Origin of the sequence: Pacificimonas flava (assembly GCF_000342165.1) — a bacterium.
Classification (GTDB): Bacteria; Pseudomonadota; Alphaproteobacteria; order Sphingomonadales; family Sphingomonadaceae; genus Pacificimonas; species Pacificimonas flava.
Window position 1 is genome coordinate 92,620 of the sequence record NZ_AMRV01000005.1, and the last position, 20,029, is coordinate 112,648.

Sequence of the window (20,029 nt, forward strand, 5' to 3'; positions counted from 1 at the left end):
TCCTTCACATACCTTCATCGCCGCGGCCCGGCCCGGCATTCCGGGGTTCGGCCGCGTCGTCATTTCCATCAAGACCACAAAAGGCGCGCCAGCGCATGGCAGCCGCCTCTATTCGTGCGGCCGCGCCAGGGTCGCTTATCCCGGCGTGTACCACATTGCCCTGTCCCACCGCCATGGACAAACGTCCCCGGTCCACCGGCAGGACCAGCGATTTGGGCTTTGCGAGGCCATTTTGCAAGGCGCCGTGTCCGGCACCGTCCAGCTTGCGGCGTCCGTCGCCTGCCGCATCGGCGGCATGCAGGATCAGCCGAACCGTGCCCGAACGCACGCCAGACAGCAGCCGTTCAAAGCCCAGCACCAGATGCCCGGCCTTCATTTCCAGGCCCAGCAGCGCCAGTGTCCGGCGCTCCAGTTCCGCCTCGATCTCGCCGGCCAGATCGCCGGGCACCTCGCGCGCCTCGCCCTTGAAGGCGCGGCCGAGCGCGCCCTTCAGCTTGCCGGAGCCCTGCGCGGCGCGCAGCGCGGCGGCATCGACGCCCAGCCAGGCGCCGCGGCCCGGCGCCTTCGCACCCGGGTCGGGCAGAATCGCGCCGTCGGGCGACAGGGCCAGCCGGATGAAGCCGGCCCGCTCGCCCTTAGCGCCCGTTAATATGCACGTCCGCTCGGCATCATTGGTCGCTGTCCGCATCCGCGACCTCCCCATCCGCCGCATCGGCGGTATTCTGGGCGGCAGTGTCTTCGGCGGCCGGCTCGTCGTCGAACCAGTGCGCGCGGGCGGCCATGATGATGCGGTTGGCGTCCTCCTCGCTGACGTCGTACTGGCGCAGGAAGCCTTCCTCGATGCCGGCATTGCGATTGCCGCGCCCGACCAGCTCGTCGGTGGCGAGGTCGCCCAGATCGTCGAGCGTCTTGATGCCCTTCTCGCCCAGCGTCACCAGCATCTTCTCGCTCAGACCCTCGATCTCCGCCAGCGCGTCGTCGACGCCCAGCGCGCGGCGCTCCTCGCGGTACTTCGCCTCGCGCCGCTCCAGCGCCTCGACCGCACGGCTCTGCAGCTCCTCGGCGATCTCCTCGTCCAGGCCCTCGATGGCAGCGAGTTCCTCCTGCTCGATATAGGCGACTTCCTCCAGCTCGGCGAAGCCTTCCGCCACCAGCAGCTGCGCCAGCGTCTCGTCCAGTTCCAGTTCTTCCATGAACAGGTCGGAGCGCTCGGTGAATTCCTTCTGCCGGCGTTCGGATTCCTCGTCCTCGGTCAGAATGTCGATCTGGTGGCCGGAAATCTGGCTGGCCAGGCGCACGTTCTGGCCGCGGCGGCCAATGGCCAGCGACAGCTGGTCGTCCGGCACGACGACTTCGATGCGGCTTTCGTCCTCGTCGATGACGACCTTCGCCACCTCGGCCGGCTGCAGCGCATTGACGACGAAGGTCGCGGTGTCCTCCGACCAGGGGATGATGTCGATCTTCTCGCCCTGCAGTTCCTGCACGACGGCCTGCACGCGGCTGCCCTTCATGCCGACGCAGGCGCCGACGGGGTCGATGCTGCCATCATAGGAAATGACGCCGATCTTCGCGCGGCTGCCCGGATCGCGGGCGACGGCCTTGATCTCGATGATGCCGTCGTAGATTTCCGGCACTTCCTGGGCGAACAGCTTTTTCATGAACTCGCCGGCCGCGCGCGACAGGAAGATCTGCGGCCCGCGCACCTCGCGCCGCACGTCCTTGATGTAGCAGCGGACACGGTCGCCGACGCGCAGCAGCTCGCGCGGGATCTGCTCGTCGCGGCGAATGACCCCCTCGGCGCGGCCCAGGTCGACGACGACATGGCCGAACTCGACGCGCTTGACGATGCCGGTGGTGATTTCGCCGATACGGTCCTTGAATTCCTCGAACTGCCGGTCGCGCTCGGCGTCGCGGACCTTCTGCACGATGGTCTGCTTGGCGGCCTGCGCGGCGATGCGGCCGAATTCGATGGGCGGCAGCGGATCGATAACGAAGCCGCCCAGTTCGGCCTCTCCGTCCATCGTCTTCGCCTTCGTCAGCGACACCTGCGTGAACTGGTCCTCCGCCGCCTCGACGACCTCCAGCACCCGCCACAGGCGCACTTCGCCGGACTGCGGGTCCATCTTGGCGCGGATGTCGTTTTCCTGACCGTATTTGGCGCGCGCACCCTTCTGGATGGCGTCTTCCATCGCCTCGATCACGATCATGCGGTCGATCGACTTCTCGCGCGCGACGGCGTCGGCGATCGCGAGGAGTTCGGCGCGGTTTGCGGTGACTGCGGTGGCCATGATGTCTGTCGCTTCCCTAGTTCATCTGCTGCGGCTGCGTGGCCGCCAAAAGTTCGTCTGTCAGCACGAGCTTCGCGCTGTCGATCCGGTTCATCGGCAGCAGCACATCCTCGCCGCTGCCGTCCTCCAGCTTCACCCGAACCGCCTCACCGCCGTCTGCGGTTTCGAGGCCGAGCAGCGTGCCCTGGAATTTCTTTCGCCCGTCCATGGGTTCGGTCAGGCCGATCTTCACCTTATGCCCCGCCCACAGCGCATAATCCTTCGCGCGGGTCAGCGGCCGGTCAATGCCGGGGGAGGAGACCTCCAGGCTGTATTCCTCCTCGATGGGATCTTCCTCGTCCAGCATCTCGGAAATGGCGCGGCTCAGCGTCGTGCACTGGTCGATCAGCATCTGCCCGGTCGCCGGGTCCTCCGCCATCACCTGCAGCGTCGGTCCGACCTCGGTATTGATCATCTTCACCCGCACGAGGTCGAAACCCTGTTCGCGTACGATGGGTTCGATCAACTCGTGGATCGCGGCGATGTTCGCCAAGACAATGCTCCGATTCGCGTTCAAATATGGGCATGTCCCCGCGGTGCCGGATCGGAACCCCGAACCGACTTCCAGAAGGGCTGACCATGTGGAAGATGAACTGATTATAATGCGCGGCGTTCTCGACCACAAGAGGGGGCAGTGGCCGGCGTGACGGCGCGGATGCCGGTGAACCGGCTTTTCGAACAAGGTCATGCGGGTCCGCCGCCACGACAGGAAAAAGGGATATGCTATGATGTACCGTTATTTCGGCGCCGCCGCCATTCTGGCGCTTGCCGCCTGCAACGCCGCCGGGGGCAGCGCGGAAGAGGGCGGCGAGGCCGTTCAGAACCGCCCTGACAGCGATGCGGCAGGCGCGGAGACCGTAGAGACGACGCGCCCCGCCGTGGATGCGGGCGGCGAGCGGTCGGAGGCGAAACCGGCGGACACGCCCTTCACGGCGGAGGCGCTCGGCGATTTCAACGAGCCTTGGGCCATGACGTTCCTGCCGGACGGGCGCCTGCTGGTGACAGAGCGGCCGGGAACGCTCAAGGTCGCCCGGATCGAGGATGGAGCGCTGCGCACCGGCGATGTCTCCGGCGTTCCGGCGGTGGATTATGGCGGGCAGGGCGGTCTCGGCGACGTCATCGTCCATCCGGATTTCGCTCAGAACAATGTCGTCTACCTGTCCTATGCGGAGGCGGGGGACGGCGATACGCGCGGCGCCGCATTGGCGCGGGCGACGCTCGACTGCGCGCAGCCGCTCGAGTGCAGCCTGGACGGGCTTCAGGTCATCTGGCGGCAGGATCCGAAGGTGGAGGGGCGCGGCCATTACGGCCACCGGCTCGCCTTCGGACCGGACGGAAAGCTGTGGATCACTTCGGGCGAGCGGCAGAAATTCGATCCGGCGCAGGACATGCAGCAGAACCTTGGAAAGATCATCCGGCTCAACGCGGACGGATCGGTGCCGTCCGACAATCCGTTCGCGGATCGGGGCGGCGTCACCGCGCAGATCTGGAGCCTCGGCCACCGCAATCCGCTCGGCATCGCCTTCGCCGGGGACGGCACGCTCTGGACGCACGAAATGGGACCGAAGGGCGGCGACGAGCTCAACATCATCGAACGCGGCGCGAACTACGGCTATCCGGAGGTTTCGAACGGCGTTCATTATGACGGCGGCGATATTCCCGATCATGACACGCGGCCCGAGTTCAACGCGCCGGAAACCTGGTGGGACCCGGTCATCTCTCCGGCCGGCTTCGTCATCTATTCGGGCGACGCCTATCCGGACTGGCAGGACACGGGCCTCATCGGCGGCCTGTCGTCACAGGCCATCGTGCAGGTGTCGCTGGACGGCGCGAACTCGCGGGAGGTCGCCCGCTACGACATGGGCCAGCGCATCCGCGAACTGGAACAGGGCCCGGACGGCCTCGTCTACGTCCTTGAGGACGAACGGGACGGCAGCGGCGGCCGCCTCCTGAAACTCACCCCCAAACCCTGAACTCCAAAGGGGGAGGCCCCGCAACCTCCCCTCCCTCCCAGGCAGGGGCCGGGGCCGCCGGCACCGAGGCCGCATCCACGGCCCGCAACCTCCCTCCCTCATAGGAGGGGCCGGGGCCGCCGGCACCGAGGCCGCATCCACGGCCCGCAACCTCCCTCCCTCATTGGGAGGGGCCGGGGCCGCCGGGACCGAGGCCGCATCCACGGCCGCAACCTCCCCTCCCTCATAGGGAGGGGCCGGGGGAGGGTGAAGCGGTCCGCATCCGGACAGCGGCCCGAAGGCAGCTCTCTTCAGCACCGCCCGCTTGCAAAATAGGAGTTTTCAGGAGACCCCAATGCCATGGGCCTCTCCTCATCCCTTCATCCCCTGGCCTGCATCCGCAGAACCGGCCGGCGTCCCGCGCCCGCGCGCGCCACGAGTGTCCAGACTGTCAACTTCGCGGCCCGCGCGACCTGTCCACTTCCGCAGAAACCCGCCCTTTTCGCCATCGCGGGCGCCTCAGCGGCGCCGATACTGGAAAAACCACAATTCGCGGCCTTCGCGCAGCGCTTTCTCGGCATAGCGGGTCAGCGGCCAGCCGCCCGGCGCCTTTCGAAAATCGTCCGCCGATTTCGCCAGCCACTCGAACTCGTCGCGCCGCGCCATCTGCATCAGCGACCAGCGGCAATAGGTCGGGTCGTCCGTCGCCACCCGAAAAATCCCGCCCGGCTTCAGCTTGGCGGCGAACAGGTCCAGCGGGCCGGGGTTCATCATTCGGCGCTTGGCATGCCGCGCCTTCGGCCACGGATCGGGGTGCAGCAGGTACAGGAAGGACAGCGTGCCGTCCGGTACGCGCCGCAGCACCTCCAGCGCGTCTCCCATATGAAGGCGGATATTGCTCAGCCCCTGATCGCGAATGTGCTGCAGCGCGCTGACGACGCCGTTCTCGAACGGCTCGGCGCCGATAAAGCGGTGGTCGGGCAGCAGGTCCGCGCGGTAGGCCAGATGTTCGCCGCCGCCGAAGCCGATCTCGAAATGCAGCGGCCGGTCCTCGCCGAACACGGCCGCGGCGGTCACGGGACCGTCTTCCGGGACGGCGAGGGCGGGGTAGAGTTCGTCCAGCAGCGCCTGCTGCACCGGCCGCAGCCTGTGCCCCTTGGTGCGGCCGTAGAGCCGCCCCAGCGTCGTCGGGTCGCCTGTCTTGAAAGCAGTCATGCCGCGCGCCCTTAATCGCCCCGCCGCCCGCCGCAAGCCTTCCCCGGGGGGAGCGCAGGCGCCGTATTCAGCGGTTCCGCGCAGTCTGGATCGAATCCGTCCTTGAGGAGTCGCGCGGCGTCATGGCATAGGCAGCGCCGGTCAGCGTCCGCCCGGGGCCAGGGCATGCGGACGCGGCTGCCGGATGGGGGCCGGCATACCGCGCACGTGGCAGTGCGGCGGTAAGGGGGAATGGGTGTGAGCGACGCGATCTTCTTCTGGCTGGCCCCGACGGTCCTGCTGATCTTTGCTGCGGCCTTTGCGCTCGTTGCCTATCAGCAGGACGGTTACGCGCCAGAGGCGCGCTGGGCCTCGCTCGGCTTCTTCATCGGTCTCGTTTCGCTGCTCATCGACACGCTGCGGGCGCCATCGGACCTCGTCTTGATGGCCACGGCGACGGCGCTGCATTGGCCCGCGCTCGCCGCCATCGCGCAGGCCTTTCTGGTCCGGCACGGGCGCGGCCTTCCGCTGCGTCCGCTGGCCGCTGTGTATGTGATCGGGCTTGCCGTTCTCTTTCACAGCAGCTTCATCGACCGCAGCCCCAATCTGGGCGTCGCGAACGCCAATCTGATCGGCGCCGCCATTCAGTTTCTCGCGCTTCCTGTCCTCGCACGGAAGCGCGGCACGCTTCTCGACACGCTCATCTTCGGCACCTTCCTCTTTGCGGCCCTGTGCTATTCGCTGAGGGCGGCCCTGTTCCTGCCGCAGGATGTCGCCGTCATCGAGACGGGGCAGGGGTTCTGGAGCCTCTACAATCTGACCTTCTATCTGACGACGGGCCTGGTTTCGCTGATGAACGCCGTCCTGCTGTTGATCGCAATCGGCAGCGACCTCATCCATCGTCACTATCAGGCTGCGGAAACGGATATTCTGACCGGCCTTCCCAATCGGCGCGCCTTCGAACGCTGGATCGATGCGGCGCGGGATGGCGAGACGGAATATGGCGCCGTCATCATGATCGATCTCGATCATTTCAAGCGCGTCAACGACACATGCGGCCACGACACAGGCGACGCCGTTCTGGGCCAGGCCGCCGGTGTGCTGTCGCAGGCTCTGGGTGGGCGCGGGAATCTGGCGCGGATCGGTGGGGAGGAGTTCGCCGTCCTCGTGTTCGCGGCCACGCTGGAGGCGGGCCTCCACATCGCCGAGGATCTGCGCGCCGCGATTTCCCGTGAGCGCTTTGCGGGGGTGTCCTGGAACATCACCGGCAGTTTCGGCGTGGCGGGCGTCTCGCAGCGGCGCATCCGCGCCGCCCTGCGGCACGCCGACCGTGCCGTCTACTGCGCGAAGGAGGGGGGGCGCGACCGTGTCGTGCCCGCGCGGCCGGATCTCGGCATCGCCCGTTACGAGGCCGTGGCGGCGGAATAAGGCTCGGCGATCAGAAGGCCCGCTTCAGCTCGTCCATCAGGCCGTCGCTTCTGCGCGAAGAGGAGGGCCGCGACCGTGTCGTGCCCGCGCGGCGGGATTTCGGCGTCGTCGGTTACGCGGCCGTGGCGGCGGAATAGGACCCGGCGATCAGAAGGCCCGCTTCAGTTCGTCCACCAAGTCGGTCCGCTCCCATGGGAACAGGTCGTCCGTCGGCGTGCGGCCGAAATGACCATAGGCAGCCGTGGGGGCATAGATGGGCTTGTTCAGCCCCAGGTGCGTGCGAATGCCCTTCGGCGTCAGCCGCACCAGTTGCGGCAGCAGCCCCTCCAGCTTGATCGGATCGACCTCGCCGGTGCCCTCCATGTCGACATAGAGGGACAGCGGCTCGGCGACGCCGATGGCATAGCTCAGCTGGATGGTGCAGCGCTGCGCCAGACCGGCGGCGACGATGTTCTTGGCCATGTAGCGGCTGACATAGGCGGCCGACCGGTCGACCTTCGTCGGGTCCTTGCCCGAAAAGGCGCCGCCGCCATGGGGCGCCGCGCCGCCATAGGTGTCGACGATGATCTTGCGGCCCGTCAGCCCAGCATCGCCGTCCGGCCCGCCGATCTCGAACTTGCCGGTGGGATTGATATGGATGGCGGTCCGCTCGTCGACGAAACCGTCCGGCAGCACGTCGGCGAAGACGCCGCGAACATAGTCCGCCAGCGCCTTGCCCTTCTCGCCCTCGTCATAGCCCGGAACATGCTGGGTCGACACCACCAGCGCCGTGGCCCGCTGCGGCTGGCGACCGGCATATTCCAGCGTCACCTGGCTCTTCGAGTCCGGTTCGAGAAAGTCGACGATCTTGCTGCGGCGGTCCTCGGCCAGCCGCTGCAGGATCCGGTGGGAATAATGCAGCGTCGCCGGCATCAATTCCTCCGTCTCGTCGCAGGCATAGCCGAACATGATGCCCTGGTCGCCGGCGCCCTCGTCCTTGTTGCCCGCCTCGTCGACGCCCTGTGCGATGTGTGCCGACTGGCCGTGCAGATAGTTCGCGAAATCGAACGTCTGCCAGTGAAAGCCATCCTGCTCGTAGCCGATCCGCCGCACGACCGAACGCGCCGCATCCTCGATTTCCTCCAGCGCACCCGGCGCCCAGCCATGCGTCGTCTTGTGCGTTTCCTGGTCGTACATGGCCCGGCAGCGGATTTCGCCGGCCAGAACCACGCGGTTCGTCGTCGTCAGCGTTTCGCAGGCCACCCGCGATTCCGGATCCTTGGAGATCATCAGGTCCACGATCGCGTCGGAAATCTGGTCGGCGACCTTGTCGGGATGTCCTTCGGACACGCTCTCGGACGTGAACAGATAATCTTGGCGGGCCATAGGGATACTTCCTTCGGCAAAGCGGGAAACGGGTCTAACGAGTGGTCTAACCGTCCACCGGAAGCCGTGCAAGGAGGATATAAAGCAAGGTTTATATGCCCATGCCTAAGACTGGGTTTCCGCGGCCTCTGTCGTCAGCTGCGCAAGAAGAGCGCCCTGCCGGTGTTGCGAAAGCGCCTTGAACAGGGCGATAAGCCGGCGCGTGCGCTCATGTTCGCTTTCCGCGCTGTAGGGGGCCTGTTCTTCCGCGAGCCTGAACGGCGGACTGCCGGACGAAGCAGCCATCAATGTGTCGGAAGATGTGCGGAGCGCCCCGGCGATGGCCGACAGGCGCAGCATGGGCACGGCGTTCGTTCCGGCCTCGCATTTGCTGATCTGCGAGTGCGAGACGCCGATCCGCGCACTGAGTTCCGTCTGGCTGAGGCCGAGCTGCCGCCGGCGCCGTCCGATGCGTGCGCCAACCCGCCGCGGGGAGAGCGGGTCATTGCCGGCGGGCGTCGGCTAGGGGCGTTTCGGCGATCACATGCATCCGAAACGGATTTCGGTGGGCGGGCGATCAGGGTATCAATGAATTTCTGCATCCCGCCGACGGGGCAGCAGCAGCGCTGCGCCAAGCATCAACAGTGCCAGGCCGATGGGAAGCGGCGTGCCGATCCTAGCGAAAAGCGTCTCCGGCCGCGGCGCGGGCAGCGCTACGCGCATATGCGCGGCCTCGCCCCGGCCGATCATCTGCAGCACGCGGCCCCAGGGATCGATGATGGCGCTGACGCCGGTCGGTGTGGCCCGCGCCATGGGCAGGCCCTGCTCGATGCTGCGCATGCGCGCCTGCGCCAAATGCATCCAAGCCCCGCCGTCGGAAAACCAGGCGTCGTTCGAGACGTTGAGAAGCCAGCCCGGCCGCACCACGTCGCCCGCCGCCTCCGGATACACGACTTCGTAGCAGATCAGCGCGCCAGCATCGGGGAAGGCGCCGAGATCGAGCGTCTTCGGACCGGTGCCGGGAATGAAATCTATGGCCCCCGGTACGAGGCGTGCAATGCCGATAAGCGACAGGAGAGGACGGGCGGGCAGATACTCGCCATAGGGAACGAGTATTCGTTTGTCGTAGCGGCCACGAATCTCCCCCTCGGGCCCCAGGACGTAAAGACTGTTATAGGCGCCCTCGACCCGGCCGTCGTTCGCCCGGATGGCTTTGATCGCGCCGACGAGCATCAGATCCTGAGGTCCGATCAGCGCGCGTGCGACATCGGCGCGCAGGGCTGGACGCTCGTCGAGCACGTCGTCGATTGCGGCCTCCGGCCAAATGAGGAGGCGCGGCGATCCATCCGGCAATGGCGAAAGGGCGGCATAACGGCGTACGGCTTCCTCGACGGCGCCCGGTCCGTACTTCACGTCCTGTCCGATATTCGCCTGAACGATATCGAGACGTGTCTGCGTCAGCTTCGTGGGTCCGGTCAGCACAAGCGGAAGGAGGGCGCCGGCGACGGTCGGAAGGAGCAGTGCCGCCGCAAGCCTCCAGCGGCGATACGCTGCCTGGGCAAGACCAAAGGCCGCCAGTGCGAGGATACCGGAAAGGCCCAGCGCGCCAATGGCCGCTGCAAGCTGCGCGAGACCGGCCATGGGCAGCGATACGACGCCCAGCGGATTCCAGCCGAATCCGCTGAACAGATAGCCCCGCAGCCATTCCGTCAGCATCCACGTACCGGCGAATGCCAGCCCGCGCGCCGCTGGGCTCTTGCCGAAACGCACGGCCACCGCCGCAGAAATGCCCGGGTAAAGCGCCATGATCATCGACAGGAGTATGACGGCCGGGATACCGGTCCATGCCGGCATGTTCGCCTGATACTGGAAGGCGTGGGCGATCCAGTACTGACCGACCAGGAAATTCCCGAGACCCCACCACCAGCCGATGCCGAAGGCGCGCTTTCGCGATTCCGCGTTCTCCACGAACAGGAGCATCGCACCCAGCGACAGCAGCATCAGCGGCCAGAGGTTCCAGGGTGCGAACGCAAAGCCGCCAGCGATCCCGGCGGCAAAGACGATCGGTTTCACGTAGCGCGGGGGAACCGCGTCGAAGAAACCCGTCACTCGACCGGAATGACGCGGACGCGTTCGACACGCCGCTCGTCCCCGGCAAGAACCTCGAAGCGCCAGCCGGCGGGGTGGTCGATGGATTCTCCGACCGGCAGCACCTGTCCGGCAATCATGAAGAGCAGTCCGCCTACGGTATCGATCTCGCCGTCAACGGCTTCGGTGAAATTGGTGTCGAGCCTTTCTTCCAGCGCCTCGATGTCGAGGCGCGCATCGGCCTCGTAGCGGCCACCGGGCAGGGCATGAATCGGCTCATCCTCGGGCTCATCATGCTCATCCTCGATATCGCCGACGATTTCCTCTACGATGTCCTCGACCGTGACGAGCCCGTCCGTGCCGCCATATTCGTCGACCACAATCGCCATGTGGGTGCGCCCTGCGCGCATGCGGGCGAGAAGATCCAGGACCCGCATTGCATAGGGCACGAACAGAACGGGCCGCAGCAGCGATTCGAGCGACGGGTCGGCGGCCCGGCCCTCCTCTGCCAGGACATTGTAGACGTCCTTCACGTGGATCATCCCCAGGATCCGATCCAGTTCGGTGGAGAAAACCGGCATGCGGCTGTGGCCTGCCTCGGCGAACGCCGCGACCAGATCGGGAAAGCTGCCGCCCGCCGCGAAGGCAATGATGTCGCCGCGCGGCACCATGATGTCGCCGGCCTTGCGCTCACCGAAGTTCAGAAGATTGCGCAGCATCAGCCGCTCCGCACCGCTGAGATCGCCGGCAACGGAGGATTCCTCCGTGTCGCCTTCGTGTTCTTCGAGCGCTTCCTCGATCGCGTCGCGCAGAGAGGCGTCGCCGCGTCCGAACAGCAGCGTTTTCATGACGCGCATCAGCGGACGGAATTGATTGTCGGGCTGGCTAGCCATGGTCAGTCGTTCGCATCCCGGTCGTCGTCATCGTGTCTTTGATAGGGATCATCGATCCCGAGTCCGGACAATATCGCGGTTTCCAGCCGCTCCATCTCGATCGCTTCCGCGTCCTCCTCATGATCGTAGCCGACGAGATGCAGCACCCCGTGAACGATCAGGTGTGTGGCATGGTCGCGAAGCGGCACCGCCTTTTCCTGCGCCTCCCGAGCGCAGGTATCGAAGGACAGGATCAGGTCGCCGAGCAGCACCTCTCCATCGTCGGAGTTCGTCATCGCCGGCAGCAAATCCCGCTGCACGGCCGGGAAGCTGAGGACGTTGGTCGGCTTGTCCTTGCCGCGATACTGCCGGTTGAGGGCGTGCACCTCCTCATCCCCGGACAGTTTCACGGAGATTTCGCAGCACTGCGCACCTTCGACGAGGTGCGGGTAGGGACTGGCGAGAAGGGCGGCGCGCGCTGCCGTTTCAGCCAGCGCGCGCCAGTCTATGTCGGGCCAACTGTCGCCCTCGATGCTGGTTTCGACGTTAAGCATCGCCGCCCTCATAGGCATGCACGATGCGCGCGACGATGGCGGCGCGGACGACGTCGGCCGTTCCGAACCGCACGGTCGCGATGCCGTCGATGCCGTCAAGCCGGTTTACCGCATCCGCAAGGCCCGAACGACCGGGATCGGGCAGGTCGACCTGCTTGGGATCGCCGCAGATGACCATGCGGCTATTCTCCCCGAAGCGGGTCAGGAACATCTTCATCTGCTGCGGCGTGGTGTTCTGCGCCTCGTCCAGAATGACGAAGGCATTCGCCAGCGTGCGGCCGCGCATGAAGGCGAGCGGGGCAATCTCGATCTCGCCCGATGCGATGCGGCGTTCCACCTGTTCGGACGGCAGCATGTCGTAAAGCGCGTCGTAGAGCGGCCGCAGATAGGGATCGACCTTCTCGCGCATGTCGCCCGGAAGAAAGCCGAGACGCTCTCCGGCCTCCACTGCCGGTCGGGAGAGGATCAGGCGATCGACGGAGCCGGTGATAAGCTGGCTGACGGCCTGGGCGACGGCAAGATAGGTCTTGCCGGTGCCGGCCGGACCGAGGGCGAAGATGATCTCCTCCGACGACAGCGCCTGCATATAATGAAGCTGTCGCGGCGTGCGCGGGGCAATGGTCTTGCGGCGCGTGCGAATGACGATGGAGGGACGTTTCTGTTTTTCGTCGACCATCTCCAGGCCATCCAGGATTGGCTCGTCGCCCATGGCGATGGCGGTATCGACCTCGCCCGGCCCGATATCGCCGCCGCGCATCAACTGTTCGTGAAGCTCGGTCAGCACGTCCCGGGCCCGTGCGGCGGCATCAGCGCGCCCCTCGATCGTGACGCGGTCTCCGCGCGCGGCGATATAGACTCCGAGACGATTTTCGATCGCGATCAGATTCTGATCATATTGTCCGAACAACGGACCGAGGAGGTCCGGCCGGTCGAATTGCACGCTGAGGCGGACGCGGTCCGCGGGCGTCGGGGCCGCATCGGCCGCCTTGCGCTTCATGCCTGGGCGTCTCCCCTCATGCGACCTGTCCTCTCCCTGTCCTATCATCGCTCATTCGTCTTCGTCCGGCCAGCGAGTTCGGTCCGGCGGATTCGATCTCGACGGCAACGATATCTCCGATGGCGGCGCCCTCGGCATCGAAATGCACCGACTGCAGCCAGGGCGACTTGCCGACCACCTGGCCTTCGCGCTTGCCAGGCCGTTCGATCAGGACGTTGACGCACAGGCCGACGCTGTTCTGGTTGAAGCGAATCTGCTGTGCATTCAGCGCGGATTGCAGGCGTTCCAGACGCTCCGCCTTCACCAATTCCGCGATCTGCGTATCCATGGTGGCGGCGGGTGTACCGGGGCGCGGAGAATATTTAAAGCTGTAGGCCTGTGCGTAGCGCGTCGCGTCCACGATCTTCAACGTCTCCTCGAACTCGGCTTCGGTTTCGCCCGGGAAGCCGACGATGAAGTCGCCGGAGATGGCGATATCCGGACGAACCCTGCGCAGCGCCGCGATGGTGTCGCTGTAGCTCTCTGCCGTATGCGAACGATTCATCGCCTTCAGCACCCGGTCGCTTCCCGACTGAACCGGCAGGTGCAGATAGGGCATGAGCGCCTGGATCTCGCCATGCGCGGCGATGAGTTCGTCCGTCATGTCGGCCGGATGGCTGGTGGTATAGCGAATGCGCTCAATGCCGTGGATCGCGGCAACGCGGCCGATCAGATCCCCGAAGCCGACGCCATGCTCGTCGCGGTAGGCATTCACGTTCTGGCCGAGAAGGACGATCTCGCGCGCGCCGCCATCCGCCAGCTTGCGCGCTTCCTCGAGGAGAATGTCCGCTGGGCGGGATACTTCCGCGCCGCGCGTGTACGGCACCACACAGTAGGTGCAGAACTTGTCGCATCCCTCCTGAATGGTGAGGAAGCTGGACGGGCGGGCGCGTCGCGCCGTGCCGAGGGCCTTGAACTTTGCCAGGGTCGGCAGGTCGGTATCCACCGCGCGTGTGCCGGCGGCGGCAGTGCGCGTCATCGCGGGCAGGCGGTGATAGGCCTGCGGGCCGACGATCACATCGACGCTCGGCGCGCGGCGTGCGATCTCCTCGCCCTCCGCTTGTGCGACGCAGCCCGCGACAGCCACCATCGCCTTGCGGCCGGATTTCTCGCCCTTCTTTCTAATGCGGCCGATCTCGGAGTAGACCTTTTCGGCGGCCTTCTCGCGGATATGGCAGGTATTCAGAACGACCAGGTCGGCATCGTCCTGGCTCTCGGCGCGTGTCATGCCGTCCGCGCCGAGCAGTTCTTCCATACGCTCGGCATCGTACACATTCATCTGGCAGCCATAGCTGCGCACGAAGTAGGTTTTCGGCTGGGTCACGTCAGCGGACGGCGCGGTTCAGGTTCGATTCGATCATTGCGGCTGAACATACTGCCGCATCGCTGCCCTGTAACCCCTGTGTACCGCCCGCTCGCAATGCGCCGCGAGAGCCTTGCGACCGGCGAAGTTCACGGGATCCACGGGCTCGTGGAAGACGACGTCGGCTCTTACCGCCCGCAGCCGCAGGAAGGCGAGTACGCTTTCCCCGATGCCATAGTCGCCCATCCAGCAGAGATAGGGCCAGCGCGACCGCTGCGCCGGCATGGACCGGACGCGGGTATAGGCAAGGCTGACGGGCTGCACGGCGACGCCCCGAAGGCTTCCGTCCGTTATCCCGGCGAAAAGCGGCGTCTTGAAGGAGTGTTGCTTCCGACCGTCGCCCGTGGTCGATTCTGGGAAGATTACAATTGCATCGCCAGCTTCAAGCGTGCGCGTCAGCAGGTTCTCCTGATCGCGGACGCCGCGGGAATCGCGCCGATCAACGAACAGCGTACGTTGCTGCGCGCAGAAGAACGCCAGAGCACTGCTATCGCCAAGTTCGGACTTTGCGAGAAACCGCGCGCGAAGAAGGCGGCCAAGCACAAGAATGTCGGCCCAACTTAAATGGTTCACCACGTAGAGCGTGGTTCCGGTCGCCGGACGCCCATGAACGTGCACATTGATCCCGGCTGCATGACACATCAGCGCATGAAAACGCATCGGAATGCGGGGCTGGTGATCAGGGCGGAGGCGAAGTGCCAGCATGTTGAAGGGAACCAGCACAAGCGCCAGCGCGCTCCAAAACAGGACCCGCCCCCAGGGTATCCGTTCCGCATGAGCGGAAATGTGCGGATCGCGTGCCGTCAGGACTTCGGCTTCCGGCGCCGGCCGTAAAGCTCCATACGGTGATCGACGAGGTCAAAGCCCAGCTTTTCAGCGATACGCATCTGCAGTTCCTCGAGTTCCTCGTCATGGAACTCGACGACCTCTCCCGATTCGACGTCGATCAGATGATCGTGATGCTCTTCCGGCGTCGGTTCGTAGCGGGCGCGGCCGTCGCGGAAATCGTGCCGTTCCAGAATGCCGGCCTCCTCGAACAGCCGGACGGTGCGGTATACCGTCGCGATCGAGATCTTTTCATCGATAGCTGACGCGCGGCGGTAGAGTTCCTCCACGTCAGGATGATCGTCGGCCTGAGACAGAACGCGGGCAATAACGCGCCGCTGCTCCGTGATGCGAAGGCCGCGTTCGGCGCACAGCGCCTCAATATCGATCTTGGTTGTCATACGGCCACCGCGCGGGTGAGGTCTAGTGAAGGGATGTCGATATGCATGAACATTCTATTATCGACCTGCCCATCGTGCGCACAAGACCATCTGGCAGGTCTTTGCGCCAGGGAGCGGGGAAATGAGCAAAGCCCGTCCCCGTCCCGTTCCGGATTCCGCAAAAGCCTTATTTGTCGCGCCCGCGCGTCCGCTTGGTGCCGAGGCCAATCTTCTTGGCGAGTTCCCGGCGCTGCTTGGCATAGTTCGGCGCGACCATCGGATAGTCGGCAGGCAGATTCCACTTCCGACGATACTCATCCGGCGACATGTTATAGTGCGTCATCAGGTGACGCTTCAGCATTTTCAGCTTCTTGCCGTCCTCCAAGCAGACAATATAGTCCGGCTTTACCGACGCGCGCACCGAAACCGCTGGTTCCTGCGTATTGTCTTCTTCCGCTTCAGGGCCAAGGCGGGACAGAGTATTGTAAATCTGCTCGATCAGCGCCGGTACATCGGAAACGGCGACCGTATTGTTGCCGACATGTGCGGATACGATCTCTGCCGTCAGGCCCATAATATCTTCGTGAAGGTTTGCGTCGTCGTCCATGAGTGCTCCTGGAGAGGTAATTTATTCGATATACTAATGACGGGTTGGCGTTCATATGGGCGAGGCAAGTATAAAACTCAACCTAATTTGCGGCATATTTTAGCGGCAATGAAGATTGCATCGTGATGGCATCAAATCGTTCTCCATTCCCGCCGCAATAATAGGCCCGTCGCCGACCCACGGCAGAAAAGGAGAAATATTCGTAAAGTTGTCGCGCGCCCTCATTGTTTTCCCGCATTTCCAAATGCATAATCCGGCCCCCGGCGCGAAGGGCGTCGTGGCCCGCACGTCCCAGCAATGCCTTTCCAATGCCTTGTGAGCGCGCTTCGGGACTGACCGCAACCAGAAGAAGTTCGACCTCGTCGGCAACAGCCCGCAGAAGCGAAAAGCCAGCGGCATCGTCGTCGAGAAAAGCAATTTCGCCCCAACTTCGCGGTTGCATCAGCGTGGCGACGATCTGTGCACCGGACCAGCCTTCGCCAAAGCGCGGATCGAAAGCCATGCGCGCGAGCGCATCGAGAAGCTCGACATCATCCGGTTCGGCCATCCGAAAGCTGAGGTTCATCCCGGCCGCTTTGCGTCGGGCGCGCGAACGTAGAGGGGGGTGGGCGGCAGATCGCGCTCTTCGGGGCGAAGAAGCCGTGCGTCTGCGGCATCGGGCGGTCCTTCGCCCAGTTTTGGCGCCGCCAGCTCGGGCACGAGCGACGCGCCCGTTCCGATGACGGCCCCGCGCGTGATTTTTACATCCGTGGCGGTCACCGCTACGGCATCGCCGCAGTCTCGTCCGTCCTCGAAGTCTTGTCGGAACACCTCCCCGCGGCCGCCGTCCAGAAGGACCGTTAGCGGACCGAGCGCAGGGTCTGAGGCGTAGGCACGCGCTGCAAGAAGGTGCATCGAGCTCATTCCATGGACGGGAACGCGCCAAGCGAGCGCCAGTGCCCGTGCGGCGGCAATGCCCACGCGTATTCCGGTGAAGCTGCCCGGACCGATCTCCACGAGGATGCCGTGGGCGCGGCGGCCGTCCATCAGGTCGGCGATCATCGGGACGAGCCGTTCGGCATGACCCCGCCCGATCAACTCGTGCACGTTGCGGACGCACCGCTCTCCGTCGATCAGTGCCAGCGAGCAGGCACGGTGAGCGGTTCCAATCGCCAGCAGCATGGAATGCCTATCCCGCCGTTAGAGAATGTCGCACGCATCCTCGAAGGACAGACGCGGACTGCGCGGGAACAGCTTTTCCTGTGTACCGTGGCCGAGAGAGCAGAGGAAATTCGTTTCGACGCTGGTTCCCCCAAAGAACTCCGCGTCGACTTTCGCCTTGTCAAAGCCTGACATGGGGCCACAATCGAGACCGACGGCGCGCGCTGCAATTATCATATATGCGCCTTGCAGGGAGGAATTGCGAAACGCGGTTTCCTCGATCTTGGCGCTATTTCCGGCAAACCAGCTTCGCGCATCGGCGTGCGGGAACAGTTGCGGAAGCTTCTCATAAAATTCCATGTCCATGCCCACGATAGCCGTGACGGGTGCAGCGCGTACCTTCTCGACATTGCCTGCATCGACACAGGCCGCCAGTTTCTCGCGCGCATCGGTCGACTGGCAGAAGATGATGCGCGCGGGGCTGCAGTTCGCGGAGGTCGGCCCCATCCGCATCAGATCGTAGATCGCTTCCAACTCCACCCTCGAAACGGGCTTGTCGCTCCAACTCGAATAGCTGCGCGCTTCGCGAAAGACCAGATCGAGGTCACGGTCGCTGAGAAGATGGTTGATCTTTGCGGACATGGGTTAGGCTCCTGCGTTTCCTTGGCTTTGGGGCAGGCGGCTATCAGATGCCGCCGGACAACGGCAAGGCACAGGGGCCCCCGCGGGACAAGTCGTGCGGCCGGCTAGACCGCTCGCACTTCCTCCACCTCCGGCACGTAGTAACGCAGCAGGTTTTCGATCCCATTCTTCAGCGTGGCGGTCGAAGACGGACAGCCGGCGCAGGCCCCCTGCATGCGCAGATAGACCACACCCTCCTTGAAACCATGGAAGACGATATCGCCGCCGTCGCCCGCGACCGCCGGTCGCACGCGGTCGTCGAGCAGTTCCGTGATCTGTCGGCGGATATCGGCGTCCTCCTCATTCTCGTCGATCTGCGGCGCGGTGTCTGGCGCGCCCGCGAAGAACAGCGGCGCGCCGCTCGCGAAATGATCGACGATCAGGCTCATCACGTCGGGCTTAAGGGCGCTCCAGTCCCCGCCTGAAGGATCCTTCGTCACGGACACGAAATCTTCGCCGTAAAAGACGCCGGTCACGTCGCCGAGGGCGAAAAGCGCGGATGCGAGGGGCGAGGCCTCCGCCGCTTCCGGCGTATCGAAGTCATGGGTTCCCTCCGGACTGACGCTGCGGCCGGGCCGGAACATCAGCGTGGCGGGATTGGGCGTCGTCTGAGTCTGGATGTGCATGGCACCGATGTGAGGCCGTGCCGCGCAGCAATCAAGAGGACTGCCGGGCCGTTTGGGAATTACACTGAATCGGGGCCGGCGTCCGGTTCGGTGTCCGGCTCTTCGCCGCCCGTCAGACGGTCAATCGCATTGTCCGCCAGCGCTCCGGGCACGATGATGACCACGAGAGGCAGCCCACCCGCCCGCTCGCCCGTGAAGTGCGATACCAACGGGCCGGGCGCGCCCTTCGATGCGGCACCGAGAACGATGGCCGAGAGATGGTCGTCCTCTGCAATGACGGCGGAAATTTCTTCGGTCAGCTTACCCTCACGCACGATGAGGGAAGGCATGATACCAGACAGCTTCACGACCTGATCCGCCGCGCGGGCGAGCGCTGCTTCGGCGGCGTCTTGCTTTTCGGCACGGATCATGTCCTGTACGCCGCCCCATTGCACGAACTCCGCCTGCGCCATGACGTAGAGGAGCGTGATCTGACCGCCGATGGCCTTGGCCCGCCGTGCAGCATAGCGAAGGGCGCGGTCTGCTTCCTCGCTGCCGTCGACGATCAGCAGATAGCCGGGGCCGCGGGCATCCGGGGTCCATTCCGCCGGATTGTCGCTGCCACGCGGGATCGGCGCGTCCGGTTCAGGCAGGCTCATCCCGCCAGACCCGCGGACATGCGCGCGATCGACTCCTGCGCGGACCGAAGAAAATAACCCTGGCTGGTCAGGTCGCTTTCGCTGACGATCAGCGGATCTGTCTCCGCGACACGGTCCAATTGCTCGATCGCCTCCACGATGGCCGAGCCCAATTGCTGTTCGCGCAGGACAGGATCGAAATCGCTGCGGATGCCGCGCAGCATCAGGGCGGCGGCATAGGCCTCTCCGCGGACACGCGCGTGCAGTTCAGCGGTGCTGGCGCCGGATTCCTCTCCGCGAATGCGCAGATCGATCTGGTCCATGGCTGGACGCATTGCATCCGATACCGCCTCAAGAAGCGCGCGGGCCTGCCGGGCACCCTGCGGGTGCTCGCGCTCCGATGTCGCAAGTTCGTTGTTATAGGCGATCAGCGTCTCGGCTCCGCTGCGGTAATGCGCGCCCGCGCTGCCACCGATGAATGGAAAACTGCTGTTGAAGAATCCGCGAGCGGGTTCGACGGCATAATCCTCCGCCGCGTCAGCAAGGTCGCTGTTGCTGGTGATGTCGGCAAGCGCCTGCACGGTTGCGGCGACGACGCTGATCGTCCCCTCCTGAAATGCCGGCATCTCGTTCAGGAGCGCGGTGGGCGCGAGAATACTGTCATTCGGCGTCCAGCCGCCACGTCCCAGCTGTTCTTCCGTTAGCGTCGCGGCATAGGCGGCGGTCACGCTTCCCCCCGGCGGCAGCGCCTCCGGCGTGGGTCGCAGGGACAAGTCTACGCTGGTATCGCTCATGAGCCAGCCAAGAAGTCCCCAGTAAAGCACTGTGAGGATCGCGATTGCGACCAAAACGGTCGCCCACAGGGGCGCGCCGACCAAGGTGCGCCGTTTCAGGTTCGCAGCGCCCTTACCGGCATTGCCGGTGCCGCCGCGGATCCTGTTCCTCAGACTCGTCAGTACCGCCATGCGCTATGTCTTATCAGCTTGCCCGGCCGG

General features: G+C 65.0%; 22 protein-coding genes. 2 read left to right on the plus strand and 20 right to left on the minus strand.

Annotation, left to right across the window (positions count from 1 at the left end; genetic code table 11):
- Nucleotides 1-4: 4 nt before the first annotated feature.
- The 3 genes from C725_RS08855 to rimP are packed head-to-tail and all read right to left on the minus strand — an operon-like array spanning nt 5 to nt 2,820.
- Nucleotides 5-688, minus strand: a complete 684-nt coding sequence (locus tag C725_RS08855; RefSeq protein WP_008602075.1) for a DUF448 domain-containing protein — start codon at nt 686-688, stop codon at nt 5-7.
- The gene (gene nusA / locus C725_RS08860) at nt 669-2,288 is read right to left on the minus strand and encodes a transcription termination factor NusA (RefSeq protein WP_008602077.1); all 1,620 of its coding nucleotides are present in this window, start codon (nt 2,286-2,288) and stop codon (nt 669-671) included. The genes C725_RS08855 and nusA overlap by 20 nt, the downstream gene beginning before the upstream one ends.
- Nucleotides 2,289-2,304: 16 nt before the next feature.
- A complete protein-coding gene (gene rimP, locus C725_RS08865) occupies nt 2,305-2,820 on the minus strand; it encodes a ribosome maturation factor RimP (RefSeq protein WP_008602079.1) in 516 nt (171 codons plus the stop codon).
- Between the two features lie 232 nt (nt 2,821-3,052).
- Here rimP and C725_RS08870 point away from each other — a divergent pair, with 232 nt between their 5' ends.
- Nucleotides 3,053-4,300: a PQQ-dependent sugar dehydrogenase gene (locus C725_RS08870; protein WP_008602080.1), complete on the plus strand. Its 1,248-nt coding sequence runs from the start codon at nt 3,053-3,055 to the stop codon at nt 4,298-4,300.
- Between the two features lie 498 nt (nt 4,301-4,798).
- On the opposite strand, the gene trmB is transcribed toward C725_RS08870, so the two are convergent.
- On the minus strand, nt 4,799-5,494 hold the full coding sequence (gene trmB, locus C725_RS08875; protein WP_008602082.1) for a tRNA (guanosine(46)-N7)-methyltransferase TrmB: 696 nt from the start codon (nt 5,492-5,494) through the stop codon (nt 4,799-4,801).
- Nucleotides 5,495-5,731: 237 nt separating this feature from the next.
- Between trmB and C725_RS08880 the strand changes: the two genes are divergently transcribed.
- Nucleotides 5,732-6,901: a GGDEF domain-containing protein gene (locus tag C725_RS08880; RefSeq protein ID WP_008602084.1), complete on the plus strand. Its 1,170-nt coding sequence runs from the start codon at nt 5,732-5,734 to the stop codon at nt 6,899-6,901.
- A 147-nt stretch (nt 6,902-7,048) separates the two neighbouring features.
- Here C725_RS08880 and metK read toward each other — a convergent pair whose 3' ends face one another.
- The 16 genes from metK to C725_RS08960 form a co-directional block, all read right to left on the minus strand.
- Complete coding sequence (gene metK, locus C725_RS08885) at nt 7,049-8,266, minus strand: methionine adenosyltransferase (protein WP_008602086.1); 1,218 nt, start codon at nt 8,264-8,266, stop codon at nt 7,049-7,051.
- A 105-nt stretch (nt 8,267-8,371) separates the two neighbouring features.
- Nucleotides 8,372-8,716: a helix-turn-helix domain-containing protein gene (locus tag C725_RS08890; protein WP_078056223.1), complete on the minus strand. Its 345-nt coding sequence runs from the start codon at nt 8,714-8,716 to the stop codon at nt 8,372-8,374.
- Between the two features lie 114 nt (nt 8,717-8,830).
- The gene (gene lnt / locus C725_RS08895) at nt 8,831-10,354 is read right to left on the minus strand and encodes an apolipoprotein N-acyltransferase (RefSeq protein ID WP_008602091.1); all 1,524 of its coding nucleotides are present in this window, start codon (nt 10,352-10,354) and stop codon (nt 8,831-8,833) included.
- On the minus strand, nt 10,351-11,226 hold the full coding sequence (locus C725_RS08900) for a hemolysin family protein (protein ID WP_008602094.1): 876 nt from the start codon (nt 11,224-11,226) through the stop codon (nt 10,351-10,353). Before C725_RS08900 ends, lnt begins: the two co-directional genes overlap by 4 nt.
- Nucleotides 11,227-11,228: 2 nt before the next feature.
- Nucleotides 11,229-11,759, minus strand: coding sequence for an rRNA maturation RNase YbeY (gene ybeY, locus C725_RS08905; RefSeq protein WP_008602096.1), 531 nt, complete (start codon nt 11,757-11,759; stop codon nt 11,229-11,231).
- Nucleotides 11,752-12,756, minus strand: coding sequence for a PhoH family protein (locus C725_RS08910; RefSeq protein WP_008602098.1), 1,005 nt, complete (start codon nt 12,754-12,756; stop codon nt 11,752-11,754). Before C725_RS08910 ends, ybeY begins: the two co-directional genes overlap by 8 nt.
- Before the next feature lie 16 nt (nt 12,757-12,772).
- Nucleotides 12,773-14,074, minus strand: a complete 1,302-nt coding sequence (miaB, locus tag C725_RS08915) for a tRNA (N6-isopentenyl adenosine(37)-C2)-methylthiotransferase MiaB (RefSeq protein ID WP_051051299.1) — start codon at nt 14,072-14,074, stop codon at nt 12,773-12,775.
- Between the two features lie 78 nt (nt 14,075-14,152).
- On the minus strand, nt 14,153-14,776 hold the full coding sequence (locus C725_RS08920; protein ID WP_160165721.1) for a lysophospholipid acyltransferase family protein: 624 nt from the start codon (nt 14,774-14,776) through the stop codon (nt 14,153-14,155).
- Nucleotides 14,777-14,961: 185 nt separating this feature from the next.
- Nucleotides 14,962-15,384 carry a Fur family transcriptional regulator gene (locus C725_RS08925; RefSeq protein ID WP_008602103.1) on the minus strand — a complete coding sequence of 141 codons (423 nt, stop codon included), beginning with the start codon at nt 15,382-15,384 and terminating at the stop codon, nt 14,962-14,964.
- 166 nt (nt 15,385-15,550) lie between these two features.
- The gene (locus tag C725_RS08930; protein WP_008602105.1) at nt 15,551-15,970 is read right to left on the minus strand and encodes a Ros/MucR family transcriptional regulator; all 420 of its coding nucleotides are present in this window, start codon (nt 15,968-15,970) and stop codon (nt 15,551-15,553) included.
- Nucleotides 15,971-16,052: 82 nt separating this feature from the next.
- Complete coding sequence (locus C725_RS08935) at nt 16,053-16,535, minus strand: GNAT family N-acetyltransferase (protein ID WP_008602107.1); 483 nt, start codon at nt 16,533-16,535, stop codon at nt 16,053-16,055.
- Nucleotides 16,532-17,131 (minus strand): tRNA (adenosine(37)-N6)-threonylcarbamoyltransferase complex dimerization subunit type 1 TsaB, encoded by a 600-nt coding sequence (tsaB, locus tag C725_RS08940; protein ID WP_008602108.1) that lies wholly within the window; start codon nt 17,129-17,131, stop codon nt 16,532-16,534. The genes C725_RS08935 and tsaB overlap by 4 nt, the downstream gene beginning before the upstream one ends.
- 18 nt (nt 17,132-17,149) lie before the next feature.
- Nucleotides 17,150-17,752, minus strand: a complete 603-nt coding sequence (locus tag C725_RS08945; protein WP_008602110.1) for a malonic semialdehyde reductase — start codon at nt 17,750-17,752, stop codon at nt 17,150-17,152.
- A gap of 104 nt (nt 17,753-17,856) precedes the next feature.
- A complete protein-coding gene (locus C725_RS08950; RefSeq protein ID WP_008602112.1) occupies nt 17,857-18,417 on the minus strand; it encodes a NifU family protein in 561 nt (186 codons plus the stop codon).
- A gap of 59 nt (nt 18,418-18,476) precedes the next feature.
- Nucleotides 18,477-19,055: a universal stress protein gene (locus C725_RS08955; RefSeq protein WP_008602115.1), complete on the minus strand. Its 579-nt coding sequence runs from the start codon at nt 19,053-19,055 to the stop codon at nt 18,477-18,479.
- Nucleotides 19,052-19,999: a DUF2333 family protein gene (locus C725_RS08960; RefSeq protein WP_008602118.1), complete on the minus strand. Its 948-nt coding sequence runs from the start codon at nt 19,997-19,999 to the stop codon at nt 19,052-19,054. Before C725_RS08960 ends, C725_RS08955 begins: the two co-directional genes overlap by 4 nt.
- Nucleotides 20,000-20,029 lie beyond the last annotated feature (30 nt).

Excerpts from the sequence above, each read along its gene's own strand:
- C725_RS08855 (WP_008602075.1), bottom strand. The coding sequence starts at position 688 with ATGCGGACAGCGACCAATGATGCCGAGCGGACGTGCATATTAACGGGC.
- nusA (WP_008602077.1), bottom strand. The coding sequence starts at position 2,288 with ATGGCCACCGCAGTCACCGCAAACCGCGCCGAACTCCTCGCGATCGCC.
- C725_RS08870 (WP_008602080.1), top strand. The coding sequence starts at position 3,053 with ATGATGTACCGTTATTTCGGCGCCGCCGCCATTCTGGCGCTTGCCGCC.
- trmB (WP_008602082.1), bottom strand. The coding sequence starts at position 5,494 with ATGACTGCTTTCAAGACAGGCGACCCGACGACGCTGGGGCGGCTCTAC.
- metK (WP_008602086.1), bottom strand. The coding sequence starts at position 8,266 with ATGGCCCGCCAAGATTATCTGTTCACGTCCGAGAGCGTGTCCGAAGGA.
- C725_RS08900 (WP_008602094.1), bottom strand. The coding sequence starts at position 11,226 with ATGGCTAGCCAGCCCGACAATCAATTCCGTCCGCTGATGCGCGTCATG.
- ybeY (WP_008602096.1), bottom strand. The coding sequence starts at position 11,759 with ATGCTTAACGTCGAAACCAGCATCGAGGGCGACAGTTGGCCCGACATA.
- C725_RS08910 (WP_008602098.1), bottom strand. The coding sequence starts at position 12,756 with ATGAAGCGCAAGGCGGCCGATGCGGCCCCGACGCCCGCGGACCGCGTC.
- miaB (WP_051051299.1), bottom strand. The coding sequence starts at position 14,074 with ATGAATGTGTACGATGCCGAGCGTATGGAAGAACTGCTCGGCGCGGAC.
- C725_RS08925 (WP_008602103.1), bottom strand. The coding sequence starts at position 15,384 with ATGACAACCAAGATCGATATTGAGGCGCTGTGCGCCGAACGCGGCCTT.
- C725_RS08930 (WP_008602105.1), bottom strand. The coding sequence starts at position 15,970 with ATGGACGACGACGCAAACCTTCACGAAGATATTATGGGCCTGACGGCA.
- C725_RS08935 (WP_008602107.1), bottom strand. The coding sequence starts at position 16,535 with ATGAACCTCAGCTTTCGGATGGCCGAACCGGATGATGTCGAGCTTCTC.
- tsaB (WP_008602108.1), bottom strand. The coding sequence starts at position 17,131 with ATGCTGCTGGCGATTGGAACCGCTCACCGTGCCTGCTCGCTGGCACTG.
- C725_RS08945 (WP_008602110.1), bottom strand. The coding sequence starts at position 17,752 with ATGTCCGCAAAGATCAACCATCTTCTCAGCGACCGTGACCTCGATCTG.
- C725_RS08950 (WP_008602112.1), bottom strand. The coding sequence starts at position 18,417 with ATGCACATCCAGACTCAGACGACGCCCAATCCCGCCACGCTGATGTTC.
- C725_RS08955 (WP_008602115.1), bottom strand. The coding sequence starts at position 19,055 with ATGAGCCTGCCTGAACCGGACGCGCCGATCCCGCGTGGCAGCGACAAT.
- C725_RS08960 (WP_008602118.1), bottom strand. The coding sequence starts at position 19,999 with ATGGCGGTACTGACGAGTCTGAGGAACAGGATCCGCGGCGGCACCGGC.